This window comes from Streptomyces sp. NBC_00637, assembly GCF_045161545.1.
Lineage (GTDB): Bacteria > Actinomycetota > Actinomycetes > Streptomycetales > Streptomycetaceae > Streptomyces.
In genome coordinates, this window is the sequence record NZ_CP109046.1 from 6944220 (window position 1) to 6962818 (window position 18599).

The 18599-nt window shown below is 72.0% G+C and carries 16 protein-coding genes; 6 read left to right on the plus strand and 10 right to left on the minus strand.

The annotated features are described in order from the left end of the window. Positions 1 to 444 precede the first annotated feature (444 nt). The 5 genes from OG440_RS30530 to OG440_RS30550 form a co-directional block, all read right to left on the minus strand. Entirely contained in the window at positions 445 to 1233 is a 789-nt protein-coding gene (locus tag OG440_RS30530) for an FAD:protein FMN transferase (protein WP_406011497.1), read from the minus strand. Positions 1234 to 1237: 4 nt separating this feature from the next. Then, positions 1238 to 2329: an FMN-binding protein gene (locus tag OG440_RS30535; RefSeq protein ID WP_406009981.1), complete on the minus strand. Its 1092-nt coding sequence runs from the start codon at positions 2327 to 2329 to the stop codon at positions 1238 to 1240. Positions 2330 to 2384: 55 nt separating this feature from the next. Then, complete coding sequence (locus OG440_RS30540; protein ID WP_406009982.1) at positions 2385 to 3767, minus strand: ferric reductase-like transmembrane domain-containing protein; 1383 nt, start codon at positions 3765 to 3767, stop codon at positions 2385 to 2387. A 77-nt stretch (positions 3768 to 3844) separates the two neighbouring features. Then, positions 3845 to 4339, minus strand: coding sequence for an FMN-binding protein (locus OG440_RS30545; RefSeq protein WP_406009983.1), 495 nt, complete (start codon positions 4337 to 4339; stop codon positions 3845 to 3847). Between the two features lie 10 nt (positions 4340 to 4349). Then, a complete protein-coding gene (locus OG440_RS30550) occupies positions 4350 to 5702 on the minus strand; it encodes a ferric reductase-like transmembrane domain-containing protein (RefSeq protein ID WP_406009984.1) in 1353 nt (450 codons plus the stop codon). A gap of 163 nt (positions 5703 to 5865) precedes the next feature. Here OG440_RS30550 and OG440_RS30555 point away from each other — a divergent pair, with 163 nt between their 5' ends. Continuing rightward, on the plus strand, positions 5866 to 6606 hold the full coding sequence (locus OG440_RS30555; protein ID WP_406009985.1) for a response regulator transcription factor: 741 nt from the start codon (positions 5866 to 5868) through the stop codon (positions 6604 to 6606). After that, a complete protein-coding gene (locus OG440_RS30560; RefSeq protein ID WP_406009986.1) occupies positions 6603 to 8081 on the plus strand; it encodes a sensor histidine kinase in 1479 nt (492 codons plus the stop codon). The genes OG440_RS30555 and OG440_RS30560 overlap by 4 nt, the downstream gene beginning before the upstream one ends. Here OG440_RS30560 and OG440_RS30565 read toward each other — a convergent pair. From OG440_RS30565 to OG440_RS30580, 4 genes are all read right to left on the minus strand, one after another. Continuing rightward, a complete protein-coding gene (locus OG440_RS30565; protein ID WP_406009987.1) occupies positions 8035 to 8775 on the minus strand; it encodes a L,D-transpeptidase in 741 nt (246 codons plus the stop codon). The genes OG440_RS30560 and OG440_RS30565 overlap by 47 nt on opposite strands. A gap of 83 nt (positions 8776 to 8858) precedes the next feature. Next, on the minus strand, positions 8859 to 10559 hold the full coding sequence (locus OG440_RS30570) for a peroxidase family protein (RefSeq protein WP_406009988.1): 1701 nt from the start codon (positions 10557 to 10559) through the stop codon (positions 8859 to 8861). Positions 10560 to 10700: 141 nt separating this feature from the next. After that, positions 10701 to 11282 carry a pyridoxamine 5'-phosphate oxidase family protein gene (locus tag OG440_RS30575; protein ID WP_406009989.1) on the minus strand — a complete coding sequence of 194 codons (582 nt, stop codon included), beginning with the start codon at positions 11280 to 11282 and terminating at the stop codon, positions 10701 to 10703. 121 nt (positions 11283 to 11403) lie between these two features. Further along, positions 11404 to 12264 (minus strand): hypothetical protein, encoded by an 861-nt coding sequence (locus tag OG440_RS30580; RefSeq protein WP_406009990.1) that lies wholly within the window; start codon positions 12262 to 12264, stop codon positions 11404 to 11406. 210 nt (positions 12265 to 12474) lie between these two features. Here OG440_RS30580 and argH point away from each other — a divergent pair, with 210 nt between their 5' ends. The 4 genes from argH (at position 12475) to OG440_RS30600 (ending at position 17331) form a co-directional block, all read left to right on the plus strand. Continuing rightward, a complete protein-coding gene (argH, locus tag OG440_RS30585; RefSeq protein WP_406009991.1) occupies positions 12475 to 13908 on the plus strand; it encodes an argininosuccinate lyase in 1434 nt (477 codons plus the stop codon). Positions 13909 to 14127: 219 nt separating this feature from the next. Continuing rightward, positions 14128 to 15099 (plus strand): aldo/keto reductase, encoded by a 972-nt coding sequence (locus OG440_RS30590; protein ID WP_406009992.1) that lies wholly within the window; start codon positions 14128 to 14130, stop codon positions 15097 to 15099. 87 nt (positions 15100 to 15186) lie between these two features. Then, entirely contained in the window at positions 15187 to 15738 is a 552-nt protein-coding gene (locus tag OG440_RS30595) for a TetR/AcrR family transcriptional regulator (RefSeq protein WP_406009993.1), read from the plus strand. Between the two features lie 66 nt (positions 15739 to 15804). Next, positions 15805 to 17331: an MFS transporter gene (locus OG440_RS30600; protein WP_406009994.1), complete on the plus strand. Its 1527-nt coding sequence runs from the start codon at positions 15805 to 15807 to the stop codon at positions 17329 to 17331. Positions 17332 to 17711: 380 nt separating this feature from the next. On the opposite strand, the gene OG440_RS30605 is transcribed toward OG440_RS30600, so the two are convergent. Beyond that, positions 17712 to 18383 carry a 1-acyl-sn-glycerol-3-phosphate acyltransferase gene (locus tag OG440_RS30605; RefSeq protein WP_054239454.1) on the minus strand — a complete coding sequence of 224 codons (672 nt, stop codon included), beginning with the start codon at positions 18381 to 18383 and terminating at the stop codon, positions 17712 to 17714. Positions 18384 to 18599 lie beyond the last annotated feature (216 nt).

Sequence of the window (18599 nt, forward strand, 5' to 3'; positions counted from 1 at the left end):
GGGCGGACGGGCGGACGTGTGGCCTGTCCCGCCGGCGTCCGGGGCGCGGGTCGGCCGAACCCGCGGTTTCCCGGAGGGGCGAGGGGACTGTCCGGGGTGTGCCGGGTCCGGGTGGGTTGTGGTTTGTCGCGCAGCTCCCCGCGCCCCTGGGTGGGTGGGGGCATCGTCGGGTGGGTCGGGTGGGTCGGGTCCGGGTGGGTGGGGGCTTGTCGCGCAGTTCCCCGCGCCCCTCATGGCTCCCCCCGCGCGCACGTCGGCTTCCCCCCCCCCCCGCCCCGCGCGCATGTCGGCTTCCCCGCCCCCCCGCGCACGTCGGCTTCCCCGCCCGCAGCACGTAGCTCCCGCGCCCCCTCATGGCTCCCGCGCCCGCACGCCGGGTCCGCGCCCGCACGCCGGGTACCCCATGTGGGGTCCGCGCCGCCGGGGTTCACGAGGGCCCGGGTGTCAGCCCAGGCGGCGGGCCAGGCCGCCCGTGCAGCGGACCTCGTCGCCCGCCGTGATCAGCAGGGCCTCCACGTCCGGCAGTGACTCCAGCCAGCCCAGCGCCTCCCGCGAGCCCATCGCGAAAGCAGCCGTCGCCCAGCAGTCCGCCCAGGTCAGCCGCGGTGCGACCACGGTCACGGCGACCAGGTCCGTCACCGCGGAGCGGCCCGTACGCGGGTCGACGATATGGGCGCCACGCTCCGCCGTGCCCGACGTGGCCACCGCCAGTTCGTCGGCCCCCGCCGCCGACACCACCGCCGCAAGTCCACCCGGCCGCAGCGGGTCCGACACGCCGACCCGCCACGGCCGCTCGGACCCGGGGACGCCCAGCAGCTGCACGTCTCCGCCGCCGTTGACGCTGACCCCGCTCACGCCCGCCGCCGCGACCAGCCGGGCCGCGCGCTCGGCGGCCCAGCCCTTGACGATGCCGGTCGGGTCGAGCCGGCCCTGGTAGCGCATGCTGAACCAGCCGTCGCTGACCCGCTCCGCCTCGGCGCCCAGCTCCAGCACCTCGGCCACGTCGGGATCGCACTCCTCGACCGTCAGCTCACCGCGCACCAGCCGGGACACCTGGCTGTCCTCGCGGTAGGTGCTGAACACCTCGTTCACCCTGTGCAGCGAGGCGATCGCCTCCTCCAGCGCCGCCCGCACCGCCCCGGGCTCGCCGCCGCGGACGTCGAAGGAGAAGACGGTCCCCATGACCTCCTCCGCGTGACGCAGCACCGCCGGGGCGGCCGCCGACTCGGCCATCGTGTCAGCCACCGGCCTGGTCCAGCGCCGACTGCAAGGACTTCTTGTAGCCCTCGCTGGTGAAGGTGGCGCTGGAGACGGTGTCGATGTCGGCGCTGCCGGCCGCGACCGCCGCCGCGTTGAGCTTCGGGATGGCCAGCGCGGTCTTCTGGTCGCTGGTGCCGCCCTTGGGCGCCTGGACGGCCTCGGCCTTGGTGATCTTTCCGCCGGCGACCGTGATCCGGACCTGGACCGCGCCGTACTGCGTCTGCGCGACGCTGCCGGTGACGGTCTTGGCCTGCGCGGCACCCGAAGAGGCGCCCGCCTCGCCGGACCCGGACGACGAGCCCGCCGTCGCCTTCGCCTTGTCCAGCGCCGACTGGAGGGACTTCTTGTAGCCCTCGCTCGTGTAGGTGGCGCTGGAGACGGTGTCGATGTCGGCGCTGCCGGCCGCGACCGCCGCCGCGTTGAGCTTCGGGATGGCCAGCGCGGTCTTCTGGTCGCTGGTGCCGCCCTTGGGCGCCTGGACGGCCTCGGCCTTGGTGATCTTTCCGCCGGCGACCGTGATCCGGACCTGGACCGCGCCGTACTGCGTCTGGACCGCGTCCCCGGTGAAGCTGCCGGACGCCTGCGCGCTCCCGGAGCCCTGGGAGGACCCGGATCCGGACCCGGCGCTCGCGTTCGCCTTGTCGATCGCCGACTGGAGGGACTTCTTGTAGCCCTCGCTGGTGTACGTGGCGCCCGACACCGTGTCGATGTCCGGGCTCTGCTTGGCGACCACGTCGGCGTTGAGCTTCGGGACGGCGAGCGCGGTCTTCTGGTCGCTGGTGCCGCCCTTGGGCGCCTGGACCGCCTCGGCCTTGGTGATCTTGTTGTTGACGACGGTGATCCGGACCTGCACGGCCCCGTACTGCGTCTGTGCCGCGTCACCGGTCATCGTCCCCGACACGACCGCCCCGGACCCGCCCTGCGCCGCTTCCTGCGCGGCCGCGCCCGCGGCCCCCGTCTGGGCCGCGCCCGGGTCGGACGACGGCTTCAGCGACAGCAGCAGCACGATCCCGGACACGGTGGCGGCGGTGGCGAGTACGACGCGCCGAAGAGGGTGGCTCTTCCTCATCGCTTCCTGAGCTCCTGATTCCCGTTGGTGGCGAGGTTCCCGTGAGACGGGTCGCTCACATCTCGAACGACTCGTGGTGGATGCGGCGGGCGGGGACCCCGGCGCCGCGCAGTGCCTCGTACACCCCTTGGGCGAAGCCGTTGGGTCCGCACATGAAGACGTCGTGGCTGTCGATGTCGGGGATCTTCCGCTGGAGCGACTCGGCCGAGATGTCGGGGCGCTCCCCGTCGGGGCTGTTGACGGCGTACATCAGGCGCGCCCCCCGCTCGTCGGCGATCTTCGCCAGCTCGTCCCACAGCGCCAGGTCCTGCGTGCTGTTGGCCCGGTAGAGGAGGGTGATGTCACCGGCCGCGCCCGGCAGCGTCTCGAACAGCGCCCGCATCGGCGTGATGCCGACTCCGCCGGCCACCAGAAGCACCTTGCCGCGGCTGCGCCGGGACGCCGTCATCGCCCCGTACGGGCCCTCGGCCCACACCTTCGTACCGGGCTGCAGCTCGCGCAGCGCCGCGCTGTGGTCGCCGATCGCCTTGACGGTGATGCGCAGGAGGTCGGGGCGAGGGGCCGCCGACAGCGAGTAGGGGTGGGAGCTGAACCGCATCCCCGGCGTCATGAACCGCCACCGGAAGAACTGCCCGGCCTCGGCGCCCATCCGGTGCAGCTTGCGCCCGCCGATCAGCACCGACACGATGCCCGGCGTCTCCTCGATGACCGCCTCGACGCGCAGCCGGTGCCGCAGGTTCAGCCGCACCGGCACGATGACGCGGTACCAGACGACCAGCGCAGTGACGGACCCGTACAGCGCGTACCAGACGGTCTTCGCTGTCGGCTCGATCGCGAAGTCGTTGCCGGTGGTGATCTGGTGCCAGAAGGTCAGGAACACCGCCGCGTACGTCATCAGGTGGATGTGGTACCAGGTGTCGTACGGCATCCGGCGGCGCACGGGTCCGATCGAGACCAGCCCGATGAGCAGGAACAGACCGGTGCCGATCGCCGCCTTGCCCATGTCCGGCAGCTGGTTGATGGAGTCGATCGTCTGCTGGACGATGTCCCCCAGCGTCTTGCCCGCCTGCAGCGCGTACCCCCACATGATCAGGAACACGTGCGCGAAGACCAGGCAGAGCGTGTAGCGGCCGCTCATCGCGTGCCAGCGGGCGACCCGGTCCGAGCCCACCCGCCGCTCCAGCGCGGGCACCCGTGCCATCTGAAGCACCACGAGCGCCATCAGGTACCCGGCGAGCAGCCCGGTGATCCGTCCCGCGTTGAGGATCTTGCTGTTGTCGTCCGCGATGTTCGGCGTGTTGGCCCACCACAGCCACAGCACACCCGCCGCGCCCGCCCATACGGCGAGCAGCAACGGGACGGCCGGGGAGCGGCGCGGGCGGATGCGGCGCATCGTCTGGCGGCGGGCGGCACGGCCGCCGGCGATCGTCGTCGTCACTGTTCCTCCGTGGATACGGACCCTTGGCCCTCAGATACGGGTCCCGGCCGCGGAGTGTTCAGCGTCCCGTGGAGTGTTCAGAGTCCCGCGGAGTCCAGTGCGGACTGGAGTGACTGGCGGTAGCCGTCGCTCGTGTACGTCGCTCCGGAAACGGTGTCGATGTCCGCGCTCTGCGCGGCCAGCGCCTCGCTCCGCAGCTGCGGGACGGCGTACGCGTTGATCTGCTGGTCGCGCGGATTCTCCTGCGGGTAGGTGACCGCGGTGACGTCCGTGATCTTGCCGCCGCTCACGGTGACCCGGACCTGGACCGGGCCCCAACGGGTCTGCACGGAATCCCCGGTGACGGTCTTGGCCTGCGTGGTGCCGCCACCCGCCGCCGTACCGCCCGAACCGCCGGTACTGCCGGAACCGCTCGAACTGCTCGACGTCGGTGCCGGGGCCACGGCGGCGGCCGTCGCCGTCTCCGGCGCCGTGTGCGGCTTCAGGGCCAGCAGCATCACCACCCCGGAGACGGCGGCGGCGCTCGCCAGCACGATGCGGCGCAACGGGCGGTCCTTCTTCAACGCGTGCACGTGGGTGACCTCACAGTTCGAACGACTCGTGGTGGATGCGCCGGTCCGGGACCCCGGCGGCGCGCAGCGCCTTGTACAGATCCTGGGCGAAGCCGTGCGGCCCGCACAGGTACACGTCGTGCGCGGCCAGGTCGGGCACGGCGCCGCGCAGCGACTCGGCGTTCATGCTCGGGCGCAGCCCCTGCGGCCCGTTGAGCGCGTACAGCACCTTGGCGCCGCGCCACCGCGCGATGGCCTCCAGCTCCCCGCCCAGCGCAAGATCCGCGCTGGCCCGCGCCCGGTAGAGCAGGGTGACCTCGCCCGGCAGCGTCTCGAACAGCGCGCGCAGCGGGGTGACGCCCACCCCGGCCGCGATGAGCAGCGACTTGTGCGCGGTGCGCCGGTCGGCGGTCAGCGCCCCGTAGGGACCCTCCGCCCACACGCGTGTGCCGGGCCTCAGCAGCGCCACGGCCGCGCTGTGCCCGCCGAGTGCCTTCACGGTGATCCGCATGCGCTCCGGCCGGGCCGGCGCCGACAGCGAGTACGGCGTGGAGGTCCAGCCCAGCCCCTCGCCGAGGAAGCGCCACCGGAAGAACTGCCCCGGCCGCGCGCCCAGTTCGTCCAGCCGCCGGCCCCCTACGACGACGGAGTACACGCCGGGCGCCTCCCGCTGGACGGACTCCACCCGCAGCCGGTGCCGCAGGTTGAGCCGTACGGGAGCGAGGACCCGGAACCACACCACCAGCGCGGCGGCCCCCAGGTACAGCGCGTACCAGGCGGCCGTGGCGACCGGCCGGCCGTCGAGGTTCTCGCCCAGGGCGAGCTGGTGCCCGAAGACGAGGAACAGTGCGGCGTAGGTGAGGAGGTGGACGTAGTACCAGAACTCGTAACCGGTGCGGCGGCGCACGGCCCGTACGGAGGTGACGCCGACCGCGAGGAGGATCACCGTGCCCGCGGTCGCCTTGAGCATCTCCGGATAGTCGAGGACCACCGTCAGCGTCTCGTGCACGAACGAGCGGCGGTCCTGGGCCGCGTACCCGGTGAGGATCAGTACGACGTGGGCGACGAGCAGGCAGATCGTGAAGCGGCCGGCCATCGCGTGCCAGCGCGCGACCCGGTCGGAGCCGATCCGCCGCTCCAGCATCGGCACGCGTGCCATCAGTGCGACGAGCACGGCGCACGCGTACCCGCACAGCAGGCCGGCGATCCGCCCGGCGCCGGTCAGCCAGCCCGCCGCACCGACCACCGAGCCGGTGTCGGCCCACCACAGGGCGAGCACGCCCGCGGCCCCGGCCCACAGCAGGGCGAGGAGCGGGCCCGCGGGGGAGCGCCGGGGGGCCGGCGGCGCGAGGGAGGCCTGCCGCCGCTCTTGCACGGTGGTCATGGGATCGCGTCCTTTCGTCCGTCAGGGACGCAACTGTGCGCGGCGAACCTCTCAGGACGCTCTGAGCGGCCGCGTCCGAGGGGTCCGCACGGCGGACTCAGAGGAAACTCAGAGCCGGCGCAGACGTCCGCCGGGCCCGTCAGGGGTGATGCTGGAAGCAGCCATGAACACCACCCGCTCCGGTCGCCCCGCCCTCACCCGCCCCGACGGCACCCCGCTGCGCGTCCTCGTCGTCGACGACGACCCCGATCTCGCCGAGGTGCTGTCCGGTGCCCTGCGCTACGAGGGCTGGCGGATCCGCACGGCCGGTGACGGCGTTGCCGCCCTCGCCGCGGCCCGGGAACTGATGCCCGACGCGGTCGTCCTCGACGTGATGCTCCCCGACACCGACGGCTTCCGGCTCCTGTCGTCCCTGCACACGGTGAAGCCGGACGTCTGCGTCCTCTTCCTCACCGCGCGCGACGCCGTCGAGGACCGCATCGCGGGCATCACGGCCGGCGGCGACGACTACGTCACGAAGCCCTTCAGCCTGGAGGAGGTCGTCGCCCGGCTGCGCGGCCTGCTGCGCCGCGCCGGCATGGCCCGGCAGCAGGAGGACGGCCCCCGGCTGATCGTCGGCGATCTGGTCATGGACGAGGAGGCCCACGAGGTGACCCGCACGGGCGAGCTGATCGAACTGTCCCCGACCGAGTTCGAGCTGCTGCGTTTCCTGATGCGTAACCCGCGCCGGGTCCTCAGCAAGACCCAGATCCTCGACCGGGTGTGGTCCTACGACTTCGGCGGCCGTGCCCACGTCGTCGAGCTGTACATCTCCTACCTGCGCAAGAAGGTCGACGCGGGCCGCGCGCCGATGATCCACACGGTCCGCGGGGCCGGGTACGTGCTGAAGCCGACGGCGTCATGAGGATCCCGCTGCCGCGGACCCTGCGGGCGCGGCTGACCGCCGGGCTGGTGGTGCTGCTGGCGGTGAGCTGCGCGGCCGTCGGAGTGGCCGCGGTGGTGGAGCTGAACGGCTTCCTCATCCGCCGCCTGGACGAGCAGCTGAGCGAGGTCGGCAGCCGCTTCCCGGCCAGCCTGGAACACGGCGGCCGGCTGCCCGACGACCACGACGGCGACGAGCACGGCGACACCCGCCGCCAGGCGGCGGGTACGTTCGGCGCGCGCCTGCTGAACGGCACCGTGACCAACGCGGCCGTCGTGCCCACGGCGGGCGCCGAGACGACGGACCTGACGGTCGACCTGGCCGGGGCCGACCGGCACGCGCTCGCCGCGGTCCCGGTCGACGGACGGGCCCACACCCTCCACCTCTCCGCCCTGGACGGTTACCGGGTGGAGGCGACGCGGGGGCTGGACGGGGACGTGCTGATCACCGGTCTGCCGCTGGAGCCGGTGGAGGCGATCGTGCACCGCCTCGAACTGGTCGCCGGGATCGTCTTCGGAGTGGCCCTCGCGCTGACGGGAGTGGCGGGCGCGGTGTGGGTGCGCTGGTCACTGCGGCCGCTCAGCCGGGTGGCGGCGACGGCCACGCGGGTGAGCGAACTCCCGCTGGCGAGCGGGGTGGTGGCGCTTCCGCGGAGAGGCTCCGCGGCGGACCCGCGCAGCGAGGTGGGACAGATGGCGGGCGCCTTCGACCGCATGCTGGGGCATGTCGAGGACGCCCTCACCAAACGGCACGCCAGCGAGGAGCGCCTGCGCAGCTTCGCCGCCGACGCCAGCCACGAGCTGCGCACCCCGGTCGCCTCGGTCCGGGGCCACGCGGAACTGGCGCTGCTGCACCCGGGGCCGACGCCTCCGGAGGTGACCCGGGCCCTGGAACGCATCGCGGCGGAGTCCTCCCGTATGGGCGCGATGGTCGACGACCTCCTCCTGCTGGCACGCCTGGACGCCGGCCGCCCCCTGGAACAGCTCCCGGTGGATCTGACCCGGCTGGTCCTGGACGCGGTGACGGACGCGAGGGCTGTGGGACCCGGCCATCGCTGGACCCTGGAACTCCCCGAGGAGCCGGTCACGGTGACGGGTGACGAACACCGTCTCCACCAGGTGCTGGCCAACCTGTTGACCAACGCCCGTCTGCACACGCCCGCCGGCACGCAGGTGACGGTCTCGCTGGAGACGGACGGCGTCACGGCGACCCTGAAGGTCCACGACGACGGCCCCGGCGTCCCCGCGGACATCCGGCCCGGCGTCTTCGAGCGCTTCACCAGGGCGGACCGCCGCCGCAGCACGGACGCGGCGGGAACGGGAGCGGGCCTCGGCCTGTCGATCGTGGCGGCGGTGGTGGAGGCGCACGGCGGAGGCCTCACCCTGGACAGCCGCCCGGGTGCGACGACGTTCACGGTGACGCTGAAGGCGGGAGGGCCGGACCCCGGGCCCGCGTGACGGCGGTGCGGCCCCCCGCCGTTCCGATGGCGATGTGCGGGTGCCTGCCCGGATCGGCCCACCGAAGGATCCGCCGCATCGCCCCCGCCGGCACCGACACACAACCGGCCGTCGCCCCGCGCCCGTTGACGTGCAGGAAGATCCCCGCCCCGCGGCCCCGCACCGGTGTGCCGTAGTTGAACCCGATGACCAGCGCGTACGCGTACTGCGTACGGTAGGTGATCAGGTGCTCGGACTCGGCCGCCCGGCAGTCGGACGGACGCGGCTCGGTCCACCGGTTGTAGGCACGGGAGGTGTTGTCCTGGCACCACCAGGAACCCTGGCGCACCGGGCGATAGGCGTACGACGTCCCGCGCGGCGCCGGCTGGACGCCGAAGGCGTAGGGGAGGTCGTACACGCCCGTGGGCGTCGTGTTCGTGCCCTGCCGGCGCGAGGCGCCCTCGACCAGGCCCTTCGCGCCGAACCGGGCCGGTGTGGAACCGGCCGGCGCCCACCGTCCGTCCCGCAGGTCCCACCAGGTGAGCGTGCCCGAGGTGGCACCGGCGCTCGGGGCCACGGCGGTGATCAACTGGCTGCCGCCGCCGGTGTCCGCCATCCGCGCGGGCAGCGGCGGAGCGGCCTCGAGGCCCGGAGCGGCACCGAGCAGGCCGAGGGACGCGCAGACGAGAGCGGTGACGACGACACGAGGGCGCATGATCAGACGCTAAGCGCGGGTGGCGGCACCGGCAGGCCGGGTGGGCCGACCGTGCGGGGTGCCGGCCCACCCGCACCGGCCGCTCAGGTCACCGGACCCAGCGGGTTGAGCTGGTCCGCCTGTCCCTCGAAGGCGTACAGCAGCAGATCGGTCATCTCGAAGACGTGCCGGGAGTTGCGGTCTTCGACCGGGCTGAGGAACGGACGCCAGAAGGGGTCGCGCACGATGGAGTGCCGGCTGCCCTCGATGGCCCGGTGGAACACCTCGGCGACGATCCGGCCGCCGACCCCCGTCAGCTTGCCGCCGCCCCTCACCTCGGCCTCACGCAGGATGTAGAACCACAGCGGGGTGTTCTCGGCGACCGTTTCCGCGAGCCCGGCGGAGAGCCGGGCACCGCCGTCCTGCGCGAATTCGGCGGCGGTGAGCGGCTCCACGTCGACCTTGCGGTCGATGAAACGACCGACCAGCTGCTGTCCCGTGGCGAGCCGCAGCATCGAGGCCCGGGTGAGGTTGCGGAAGGCGAGGTTCAGCTCGGCCTGCGGGGGCGCCGGCCGGCCGCGGCCGCCGAAGGAGCCGAGCGGCAGGCGGGCGAGCGGGTCGACCAGCAGGGTGTCGATCCGCTTGGCGAGGTTGAACTGCGCCTCGGGCACGAGGAGGTCGGTCCGCTCCGGCACCGCCTCCTGGAAGGCGAACAGCCGCCGGAAGTCGGCGATCCAGTTGGTGGGCAGGCGCTCGAAGTCACCCGACTCCGGGTCCGCCGGGTCGGCGGGAGGCGGCGACAGGATGCCGCTGGTCCCGCTGAACCGGAACAGGAGCTCGAGCGTGCCCCGGCCCCGGTCGAAGACCCGGTTCCAGTTGTAACCGCCCCGGACCATGCTGTGCCCCAGCCGGTAGGCGGCCACGGAGAACTCGATCGGCATGGTCGGCAGGTCGTGCTCGCCCGGCGAGGGCTCGAAGACCCGGCGGCCGTTGGCGAACACATCCTCGACGATCTCGGGGTCGACGATCCTGCGCAGGAAGTCGTGGCGCAGCATCCACTGGTAGTGCTTGACGACCGTCTCGCGTGCCGACTCGAAGAGGACCGCGCTCGACACGCCCTTGCCGACCAGGTCGGCCACCACCCGGTTGTGGAACCGGATGAAGGCGGCGTGGACCTGGGCGACGACCAGGTTCTCGTCGTTGCGCGGGTCCGGGATCAGTGCCCGGCGCCGCTCGGACTTCAGCGAGCCCGTCCCCTGCCTGGGCAGGTCGAACCCGCTCAGGGGCCGGCCCACGATCGAGGGGTCGCCCGGTATCCCCTGGGTCGTGCCGGACTTCAGCCGGATGCCGTCGTCCTCGTAGAACCGCCGGTCGAAGCGGTGGTCGGGCCCGAGGCCGTAGAGGGAGTCGAGGTCGAGGGCCGGGGAGCGGCCCTGGAGCAGCTGGCGGACCGTGATCTCGTCCTCCAGGCGCACCGCGGTGGCGTCGAGGGTGAGGTCGTGGTCCACGAACTGGCCGAGATAGGTGAACCCCGACGGGACCCCCGGCTGGTCGGGGTGGTCCCGCTCGGGGTCCGTCATCGCCTTGGCCAGCTCGACGCGGGTGTCGTGGTCGAGCTGCTGGGCCGGCCTGGAGGCGGGGCCCAGCCGGGAGAAGCGGAACTTGCGCAGATCCGCCACGGTGGAGGCGGCCAGCGGCTCGGCGGGTCCGCCGTCCCGGGACTCGGCGAGGATGCCCTCGCCGACGACGTAGAACGACGACCGGACATGACGTTTGCTCTGTGGTTCGCGTGCGGGTCGCAACATGTTTCCCCCATGTGTTCGCGCCTGCGCGAGAGGTGCGCGGGCGCGAACCACGCTAGGGGACGAGCGCGACGGAAGGGCGAATTCCGTCAAATGCCCCAAGAGGCACACATCTTGACTGTCTGTACAGACAGGTCATGTACGTCAAAGCGGACTCAGCGGCAACGGCAGCCCGGGCAGTCCGTCCATGCTCGTGGCGATGTGGTCCTTCTTCGCGAAGTACGCGCTGAGCGACTCGTCGTCCTCGCGCGCGAAGCGCTTGGCGTGCAGCTCGCGTTCCTCGTCGTACGTCATGAAGGGCACCGCGTACCCGCAGGTGTCCCGCACGAGTTCGGCGTGCACGACGATGATCGCGCGCAGTCCGTGCGGGGTTGGGTCCAGGTCGGGGAAGTGGGAGAGGAGGTCCCGGAACCGGGGGTCGTCGCGGAAGACCGGCTCACCGCGGCCATGCACCCGCACGATGTTCGGCCGGCCCCGGAAGGCGCACCACATCAACGTGATCCGGCCGTTCTCCCGCAGGTGCGCGATGGTCTCCGCGTTGGAGCCGGCGAAGTCGAGGTAGGCCACCGTGTGTTCGTCGAGAACGGCGAACGAGCCCTTGAGGCCCTTGGGGGAGAGGTTCACCGTGCCGTCGCCGGACAAGGGGGCGGTCGCGGTGAAGAAGAGGGGCTGCTCCTCGATGAACGTGCGGAGCCTGCCGTCGATGCGCTCGTGAGTCTTTCCCATGTCTAACGATTATCCGGCAATACCTTTCGCGTGTCTAACGACATAGGCCTCGCAGGGTGGGGGTACGCCACAGCGGCCGCCCCGGCCGGCGTTTCGCGGGGCGGCCGCCGTGCCTGTCACGTCACTTGTTCAACGCGCAGGCGGCCAGGGCGTCGAGGCCCTGCGGCTTGGTGCCCTTACGGCCGATCGAGATGGCGATGCGGTCGATCGTGGAGACCCGCTTGTCCGCCAGCGGGCCGAGGATCGCGTTCTGCACGAAGTTGGCGCCACCCTGGCCGACCGTGTTCTGCAGGCGGGTGTTGGCCTCGTCGATCTGCGTCTGGAGCAGCGCCAGGTTGCGGTCCACCTCGGCCTGCGCGGAGGCGGGGATCGCCGGGAGCTGCGAGGCGACGTCCGGGCAGCTGATGGTGCCCACGCCGGCCGCGTCGGCGCCGGTGTCCTCGCCCGCTCCCTCGGCGGCCGTCTCCTCCGCGCCGGGGGTGGCCTCGGCCTCGTCGCCCGCGGCGGAGTCCTCACCGGTGTCCGCGATGCCGCCCGCGTCGAGGGCGCAGGGTGCGAGCGCGTCGAGGCCCTGCGGCTTGGTGCCCTGGCGGCCGATCGAGATGGCGATGCGGTCGATCGTGGACACCCGCTTGCCCTCCAGCGGGCCGAGGATCGCGTTCTGCACGAAGTTCGCCCCGCCCTGGCCCACGGTGTCGACCAGCCGCTTGTTGGCCTCCGCGATCTGCGTCTGGAGCAACGCCAGGTTGCGGTCGACCTCGGCCTGCGCGGAGGCGGGGATCGCGGGAAGCTGGGAGGCCACGTCCGGGCACGTGATGGTGCCGGGGCTGGCGAGCGTCTTGGCGTTGGTCGAGCCACTGCTCTTGGACGACTCCCCGGCAAGGGCGGAGTTGACGACGACCGCGCCGGACAGTGCCAGAGCGGCGGCCGCACCGATGACGATCACGCGACGCTTGTTGTACTTCGGAAGAGCCCTGGACATGCGGATGCCTCACTTGGGTCAGGAGTGGGTGTACAAACGCGGCGCCGGCGTTCAGTCGTGAGTACGGGTAAGCGGTTGCTGTTGTTCAAACTCCTTTCAAAAACTTCTCGGCGTCGGGAACCGGCGGTCGGCCGGAGTTGAATTGACGAATCATGCAGAGCACTGCATACTCATGCATGTCGTGGTGTGTAGTGGTGAGGAGCAACGCAAGTGAGCAGCAACAGCGGTGACGTAAGGCTCTGGGGCGGTCGTTTCGCCGACGGTCCCGCCGAGGCCCTGGCGAAGCTGTCCGCCTCCGTCCACTTCGACTGGCGCCTCGCGCCCTACGACCTCGCCGGTTCCCGCGCCCACGCGCGCGTGCTGCACAAGGCGGGCCTGCTCACCGAGGATGAGCTGACCCGCATGATCGCGGGCCTCGACCTGCTCGAGGCGGACGTCGCCGACGGCTCCTTCGTGGGCACCATCGCCGACGAGGACGTCCACACCGCCCTGGAGCGCGGCCTCCTGGAGCGCCTCGGCGCCGACCTGGGCGGCAAGCTGCGCGCGGGCCGCTCCCGCAACGACCAGGTCGCCACCCTCTTCCGGATGTACCTGCGCGACCACGCCCGGATCGTCGGCGGCCTGATCGCCGACCTCCAGGACGCCCTGATCGGCCTGGCGGAGGCCCACCCCGACGTGGCGATGCCCGGCCGCACCCACCTCCAGCACGCCCAGCCGGTGCTCTTCGCCCACCATGTCCTCGCCCACGCGCAGTCGCTGTCCCGGGACGCGGAGCGTCTGCGTCAGTGGGACGAGCGCACCGCCGTGTCGCCGTACGGCTCCGGTGCCCTGGCGGGCTCCTCCCTCGGTCTCGACCCCGAGGCGGTGGCGAAGGACCTCGGCTTCGAGCACGGCAGCGTCGGCAACTCCATCGACGGCACGGCGTCCCGCGACTTCGTCGCCGAGTTCGCCTTCATCACGGCGATGATCGGCGTGAACCTCTCCCGGATCGCCGAGGAGATCATCATCTGGAACACGAAGGAGTTCTCCTTCGTGACGCTGCACGACGCGTTCTCCACCGGCTCGTCGATCATGCCGCAGAAGAAGAACCCCGACATCGCGGAGCTGGCGCGCGGCAAGTCGGGCCGCCTGATCGGCAACCTGACCGGCCTCATGGCGACCCTCAAGGCGCTCCCCCTCGCGTACAACCGCGACCTCCAGGAGGACAAGGAGCCGGTCTTCGACTCCTGCGACCAGCTCGAGGTCCTGCTCCCCGCCTTCACCGGCATGGTCGCCACCCTCACCGTCCACCGCGAGCGCATGGAGGAGCTGGCCCCGGCCGGTTTCTCGCTCGCCACGGACATCGCCGAGTGGCTGGTCAAGCAGGGCGTGCCGTTCCGGGTCGCGCACGAGGTCGCCGGCGAGTGCGTCAAGGTCGCCGAGGCCGACGGCAAGGAACTGGACGAACTGACCGACGAGCAGTTCGCGAAGATCTCCGCCCACCTCACCCCCGAGGTGCGCTCCGTCCTCAACGTCCCCGGCGCCCTCGCCTCCCGCGACGGCCGCGGCGGTACGGCGCCCAGCGCGGTGGCGATCCAGCTGGCAGAGGTGAAGCAGAACGTGGCGGCCCAGCACGAGTGGGCGACCGCCAAGACGAAGCGGTAGAGAGGGGTTTCGGAAGGAGGCCCCCACGGGGCGCTTCGGAAGAGACGCTCCCGGAGGACGCGGTAAACCGCCGGCAAGCCACGACGCACCCGCATCCCGCACCCGCACAAGGATCGGAACGGACGAACCGGACGCCGGGGCGGGGGCGGGGCGGGGTCGGCAGGTGAGCGCGGGTTACGTTGGTCGAAGCCGAACCGGAGTCGACCAACGGAGCCCGCGATGCCCTTCGCCCGACTGGCCTCAGCGACAACCCCCACCTGTCACATCGGCTTCGGCCTCGCCGCCGTCGGCCGCCCCGGCTACATCACCCTCGGCCGGGACGAGGACCTCGGAGAGGACCGCGGCGTCGAGACGCTGCGCACCCGCACCCACGAACTGCTCGACGCCGCCTACGCCCAGGGCGTCCGCTACTTCGACGCGGCCCGCTCCTACGGCCGTTCGGAGGAGTTCCTCGCCGGCTGGCTGAAGGCGAGGCCCTACGCGGACGACATCGTGGTCGGCAGCAAGTGGGGTTACACCTACACCGCCGACTGGACCACGGACGCGGACCGGCACGAGGTCAAGGACCACGGGCTCGCGACGTACGAACGGCAGCGCGCCGAGACGGCCGAACTGCTCGGCGACCGGCTCGACCTCTATCAGATCCACTCGGTGACGCCTGACAGTCCCGCCCTCACCGACAAGGATCTCCACGCGAAGCTGGCCGAGGCCGCCGCGCAGGGCCTGACCGTCGGTTTCTCCACCAGTGGCCCCGCCCAGGCCGACGCGATCCGCGCCGCCCTGGCCGTGACGGTCGACGGCGAGCCTCTCTTCCGTACCGTCCAGTCCACGTACAACGCGCTGGAGACCTCGGCGGGCCCCGCTCTCGCCGAGGCCCATGACGCCGGCCTCACGGTGATCGTGAAGGAGGGCATGGCCAACGGACGCCTCGCGGACCCCCACGCGCCGGACGCCCTCAAGGCCGTGGCGGCTCAGACGTCGCTCGGCTGCGACGCGGTCGCCCTGGCGCTGATCCTGCGCCAACCCTGGGCCGGCGTCGTCCTCTCCGGCGCGGCGACCGCCACCCAGCTCGCCTCCAACCTGCACGCGGCGGTCGTGGACCTCGACGACGACCAGGTGGACCGGCTGGCCGGGCTGGCGGAGGAGCCGCGGGCGTACTGGGAGCGGCGCGGCAGCCTGCCCTGGCACTGAGGGACGCAGCCTGCCCCGGCATCGAACCGGGGCCTCACGCACGTCCCGAATGAGACACGACTGTCTCACGTGCGTTACTCTTGTGTCATGGCTGTCGATCGTGATCAAGTGCTGCGCGGTGCCGCGGCCCTGCTGACCCGTAAATCCACGGCGACGATGGACGAGGTCGCCAAAGCGGCCGGGATCAGCCGGGCCACCCTGCACCGTCACTTCGCAGGCCGCGACGCGCTGGTGCGAGCCCTGGAGGCCCTCGGTATCGCGGAGTGCGAGAGCGCCCTGGACGCCGCGCGGCTGGACGAGGGCCCCGCGCGCGACGCCGTACGCCGGCTCGTCCGGGAGATCGAACCGGCCGCCGGACTGCTCGCGTTCCTCTACACCGAGAACCAGCTGTTCGAGGGCGAGGAACAGAACCAGGGCTGGACCCGGATCGACGACCTGATCTCGGACCTGTTCCGGCGCGGACAACTGAGCGGCGAGTTCCGCATCGACCTCACGCCCGCCTGGCTCACCGAGGCGCTGTTCGGCCTGCTGGCCTCCGGCGCCTGGATGGTGCAGAGCGGCAAGGGCGCCCCCAAGGACTTCCAGCACATGATCGTCGAGCTGCTGCTCGGCGGCGCGCTGAGGCCGCCCGCACGGTAGACCCGCAGCGCGCGGCCCGCCGCACACGGCCACCCCACACAACCCCGCAAGACCGAGAGAGGAATCATGACCAGCACCCTGCGGTCGGCGACCACGAGCGGGGCGGTGAAGCGCCCGGACCGTTGGCTCGCGCTCTCCGTCCTCGTGCTCGCCGTGCTGCTGGTGGCCGTCGACGCGACCGTCCTCGGTCTCGCGACCCCGTACATCAGCGAGGACCTCGAGCCCTCCGGCACTCAGCTCCTCTGGATCGGCGACGTCTACTCCTTCGTCATCGCCGGCCTGCTCGTCTCGATGGGCAGCCTCGGTGACCGCATCGGCCGCAAGCGGATCCTGCTCATGGGCGCCACCGCGTTCGGGCTGATATCGGTCCTCAACGCCTACGCGACGACGCCGGAGACGATGATCGCGGCCCGGGCCCTGCTCGGCGTCGCCGGCGCGACCCTGATGCCCGCCACCCTGGCCCTGATCCGCAACCTCTTCCACGACCCGCGCGAGCGCAGCCTCGCCGTCGGCATCTGGGGTGCGACCGCCTCCGCGGGCACCGCGGTCGGCCCCATCGTGGGCGGTTTCCTCCTCGAACACTTCTGGTGGGGCTCGGTCTTCCTCATCAACCTGCCCGTGATGGTCGTCCTGGTGGTCGTCGGTGTCAGGACGCTCCCCGAGTCCCGCACCCCGAACCCCGGCCCGTGGGATCTGCCCAGCGTGCTGCTGTCCCTGGTCGGCATGATCGGTGTCGTCTACGCCGTCAAGGAGGCCGCCACGCACGGCTTCACCGGGCTCTCGCTCGGGACCGCACTGCTGGGCGCGGCCGCGTTGTACGGCTTCGTCCGCCGCCAGCTGACCCTGCCGGCGCCCCTGCTGGACATGCGCCTGTTCCGCAACCGCGGCTTCAGCGGCGCCGTCCTGGCCGACCTGCTGACCATCCTGGGCCTGTCCGGCCTGGTGTTCTTCCTCTCGCAGTACCTTCAGCTCGTCCAGGGCAGGCGCCCGTTCGAGGCCGGTCTGGCCGAACTGCCAGCCGCCGTCGGCGCGGTGGTGGCCGGCCTGATCGCGGGACGCGTGGCCCGCCGCTTCTCCGTACGGGTCGTGGTCTCCGGCGGCCTCGCGGCGATCGGTCTCGCGCTGGCGGCCCTGACGACGATCGGCCAGTCCACCGGCTACCCCCTGCTGGGCGCCGCCCTGCTGGTGGTCGGCGTGGGGGCGGGCTTCTCCTTCACGGTGACCGCCGACGTCATCCTGGGCACCGTGCCCAAGGACCAGGCGGGCGCGGCCTCCGCGGTCTCCGAGACGGCGTACGAACTCGGCGCCGCCCTCGGCATCGCGGTACTCGGCTCGATCGTGACGGGCGTGTACCGGAACTCCGCGGCCCCGGCGGGCACGCCGGAAGGAGCGCACGAGTCGCTGGGCGGTGCGGTGGAGGCGGCGGGCCACATGCCGCCGACCACGGCCGAGCAGATGCTGTCGTCGGCCCGAGAGGCCTTCGTCGACGGCCTGACCATGGCGTCCGGAGTGGGCGCGGCAGTCCTGCTCGCCACAGCGGCGGCAGCCTGGTTCCTCCTCAAATCCCAATCCCTGCAAACCACCACCGACTAACCCCGCCCAGAGAGAACCGGAGGCACGCTGCCAGGGGCGCGCAAACGGCCGGAGGCGCGGAGGGGCGCGGGGAACTGCGCAAAATCCCACGACGCGCCCGCAGGGAACGGCCGGGGGCGCGGCTGTCAGGGGCGCGGGGAACTGCGCAAAGACCCCCGACGCGCCCGCAGGGAACGGCCGGGGGCGCGGTCCTCAGGGGCGCGGGGAACTGCGCAAAGACCCCCGACGCGCCCGCAGGGAACGGCCGGGGGCGCGGATCTCAGGGGCGCGGGGAACTGCGCAAAAAACCACAACGCACCCGCACGCAACAACCCAGGGCCGCGGGAACCAGCGCAAACCCCCACCCCACCCGCACCCGAACCCGCCCAACCGCCGGAGGCCTACGCGGCTTTTGCCTTAGTCGCGTACATGTCCACGTACTCCTGCCCCGACAACCGCATGACCTCGGTCATCACCGAGTCCGTCACGGCCCGCAGCACGTACCGGTCCCGGTCCATCCCGTCGTACCGGGAGAACTCCATCGCCTCGCCGAACCGGACGGTGACCCGCCCCGGCCGCGGCATCCCCGCCCCGCCCGGCTGCAACTTGTCCGTGCCGATCATCGCGAAGGGGACGACGGGCGCCCCGGTCATGAGGGTGAGCCGGGCGATGCCGGTCCGCCCCCGGTACAGCCGGCCGTCGGGCGACCGGGTGCCCTCGGGGTAGATCCCGAAGACCTTGCCCTCCTCCAGCACCCGCCGCCCGGTCATCAGCGCCGCGACGCCGCCGCGGCCGCCGTCGCGGTCCACCGGGATCATGCCGACGCCGGTGAAGAACCAGGCCATGAGCCGGCCCTTGAGGCTCTTGCCGGTGACGTACTCGTCCTTGCCGATGAAGAAGACCTGCCGGTCGCACACGAGCGGCAGGATCATCGAGTCGATGAACGTGAGGTGGTTGCCGGCCAGGATGACGGGTCCGTCGCCGGGGATGTGCTCCGCGCCCTCGACCCGGGGGCGGAACATCAGGCGCATGACCGGGCCGAGTACTGCCTTGATGAGCACGAAGCGGGACAACGAGCCCTCCGATGTCAAGGGAAAACGGTATGAGTCTGTGCAGGTGAGGACGATACTCGCGGCGCAGGGGGTGACGCACATCGGGTCACCCAGGTCTTACGCACTGTTGACGTACGTTTACCTGGACGGCGGCATCGTCGCCTCTCTGTCATCTGCCCGGAACGCGGTGAACTACCGCACGGAACCGGCCGGATGGCGGTACGGCACATGCCATCC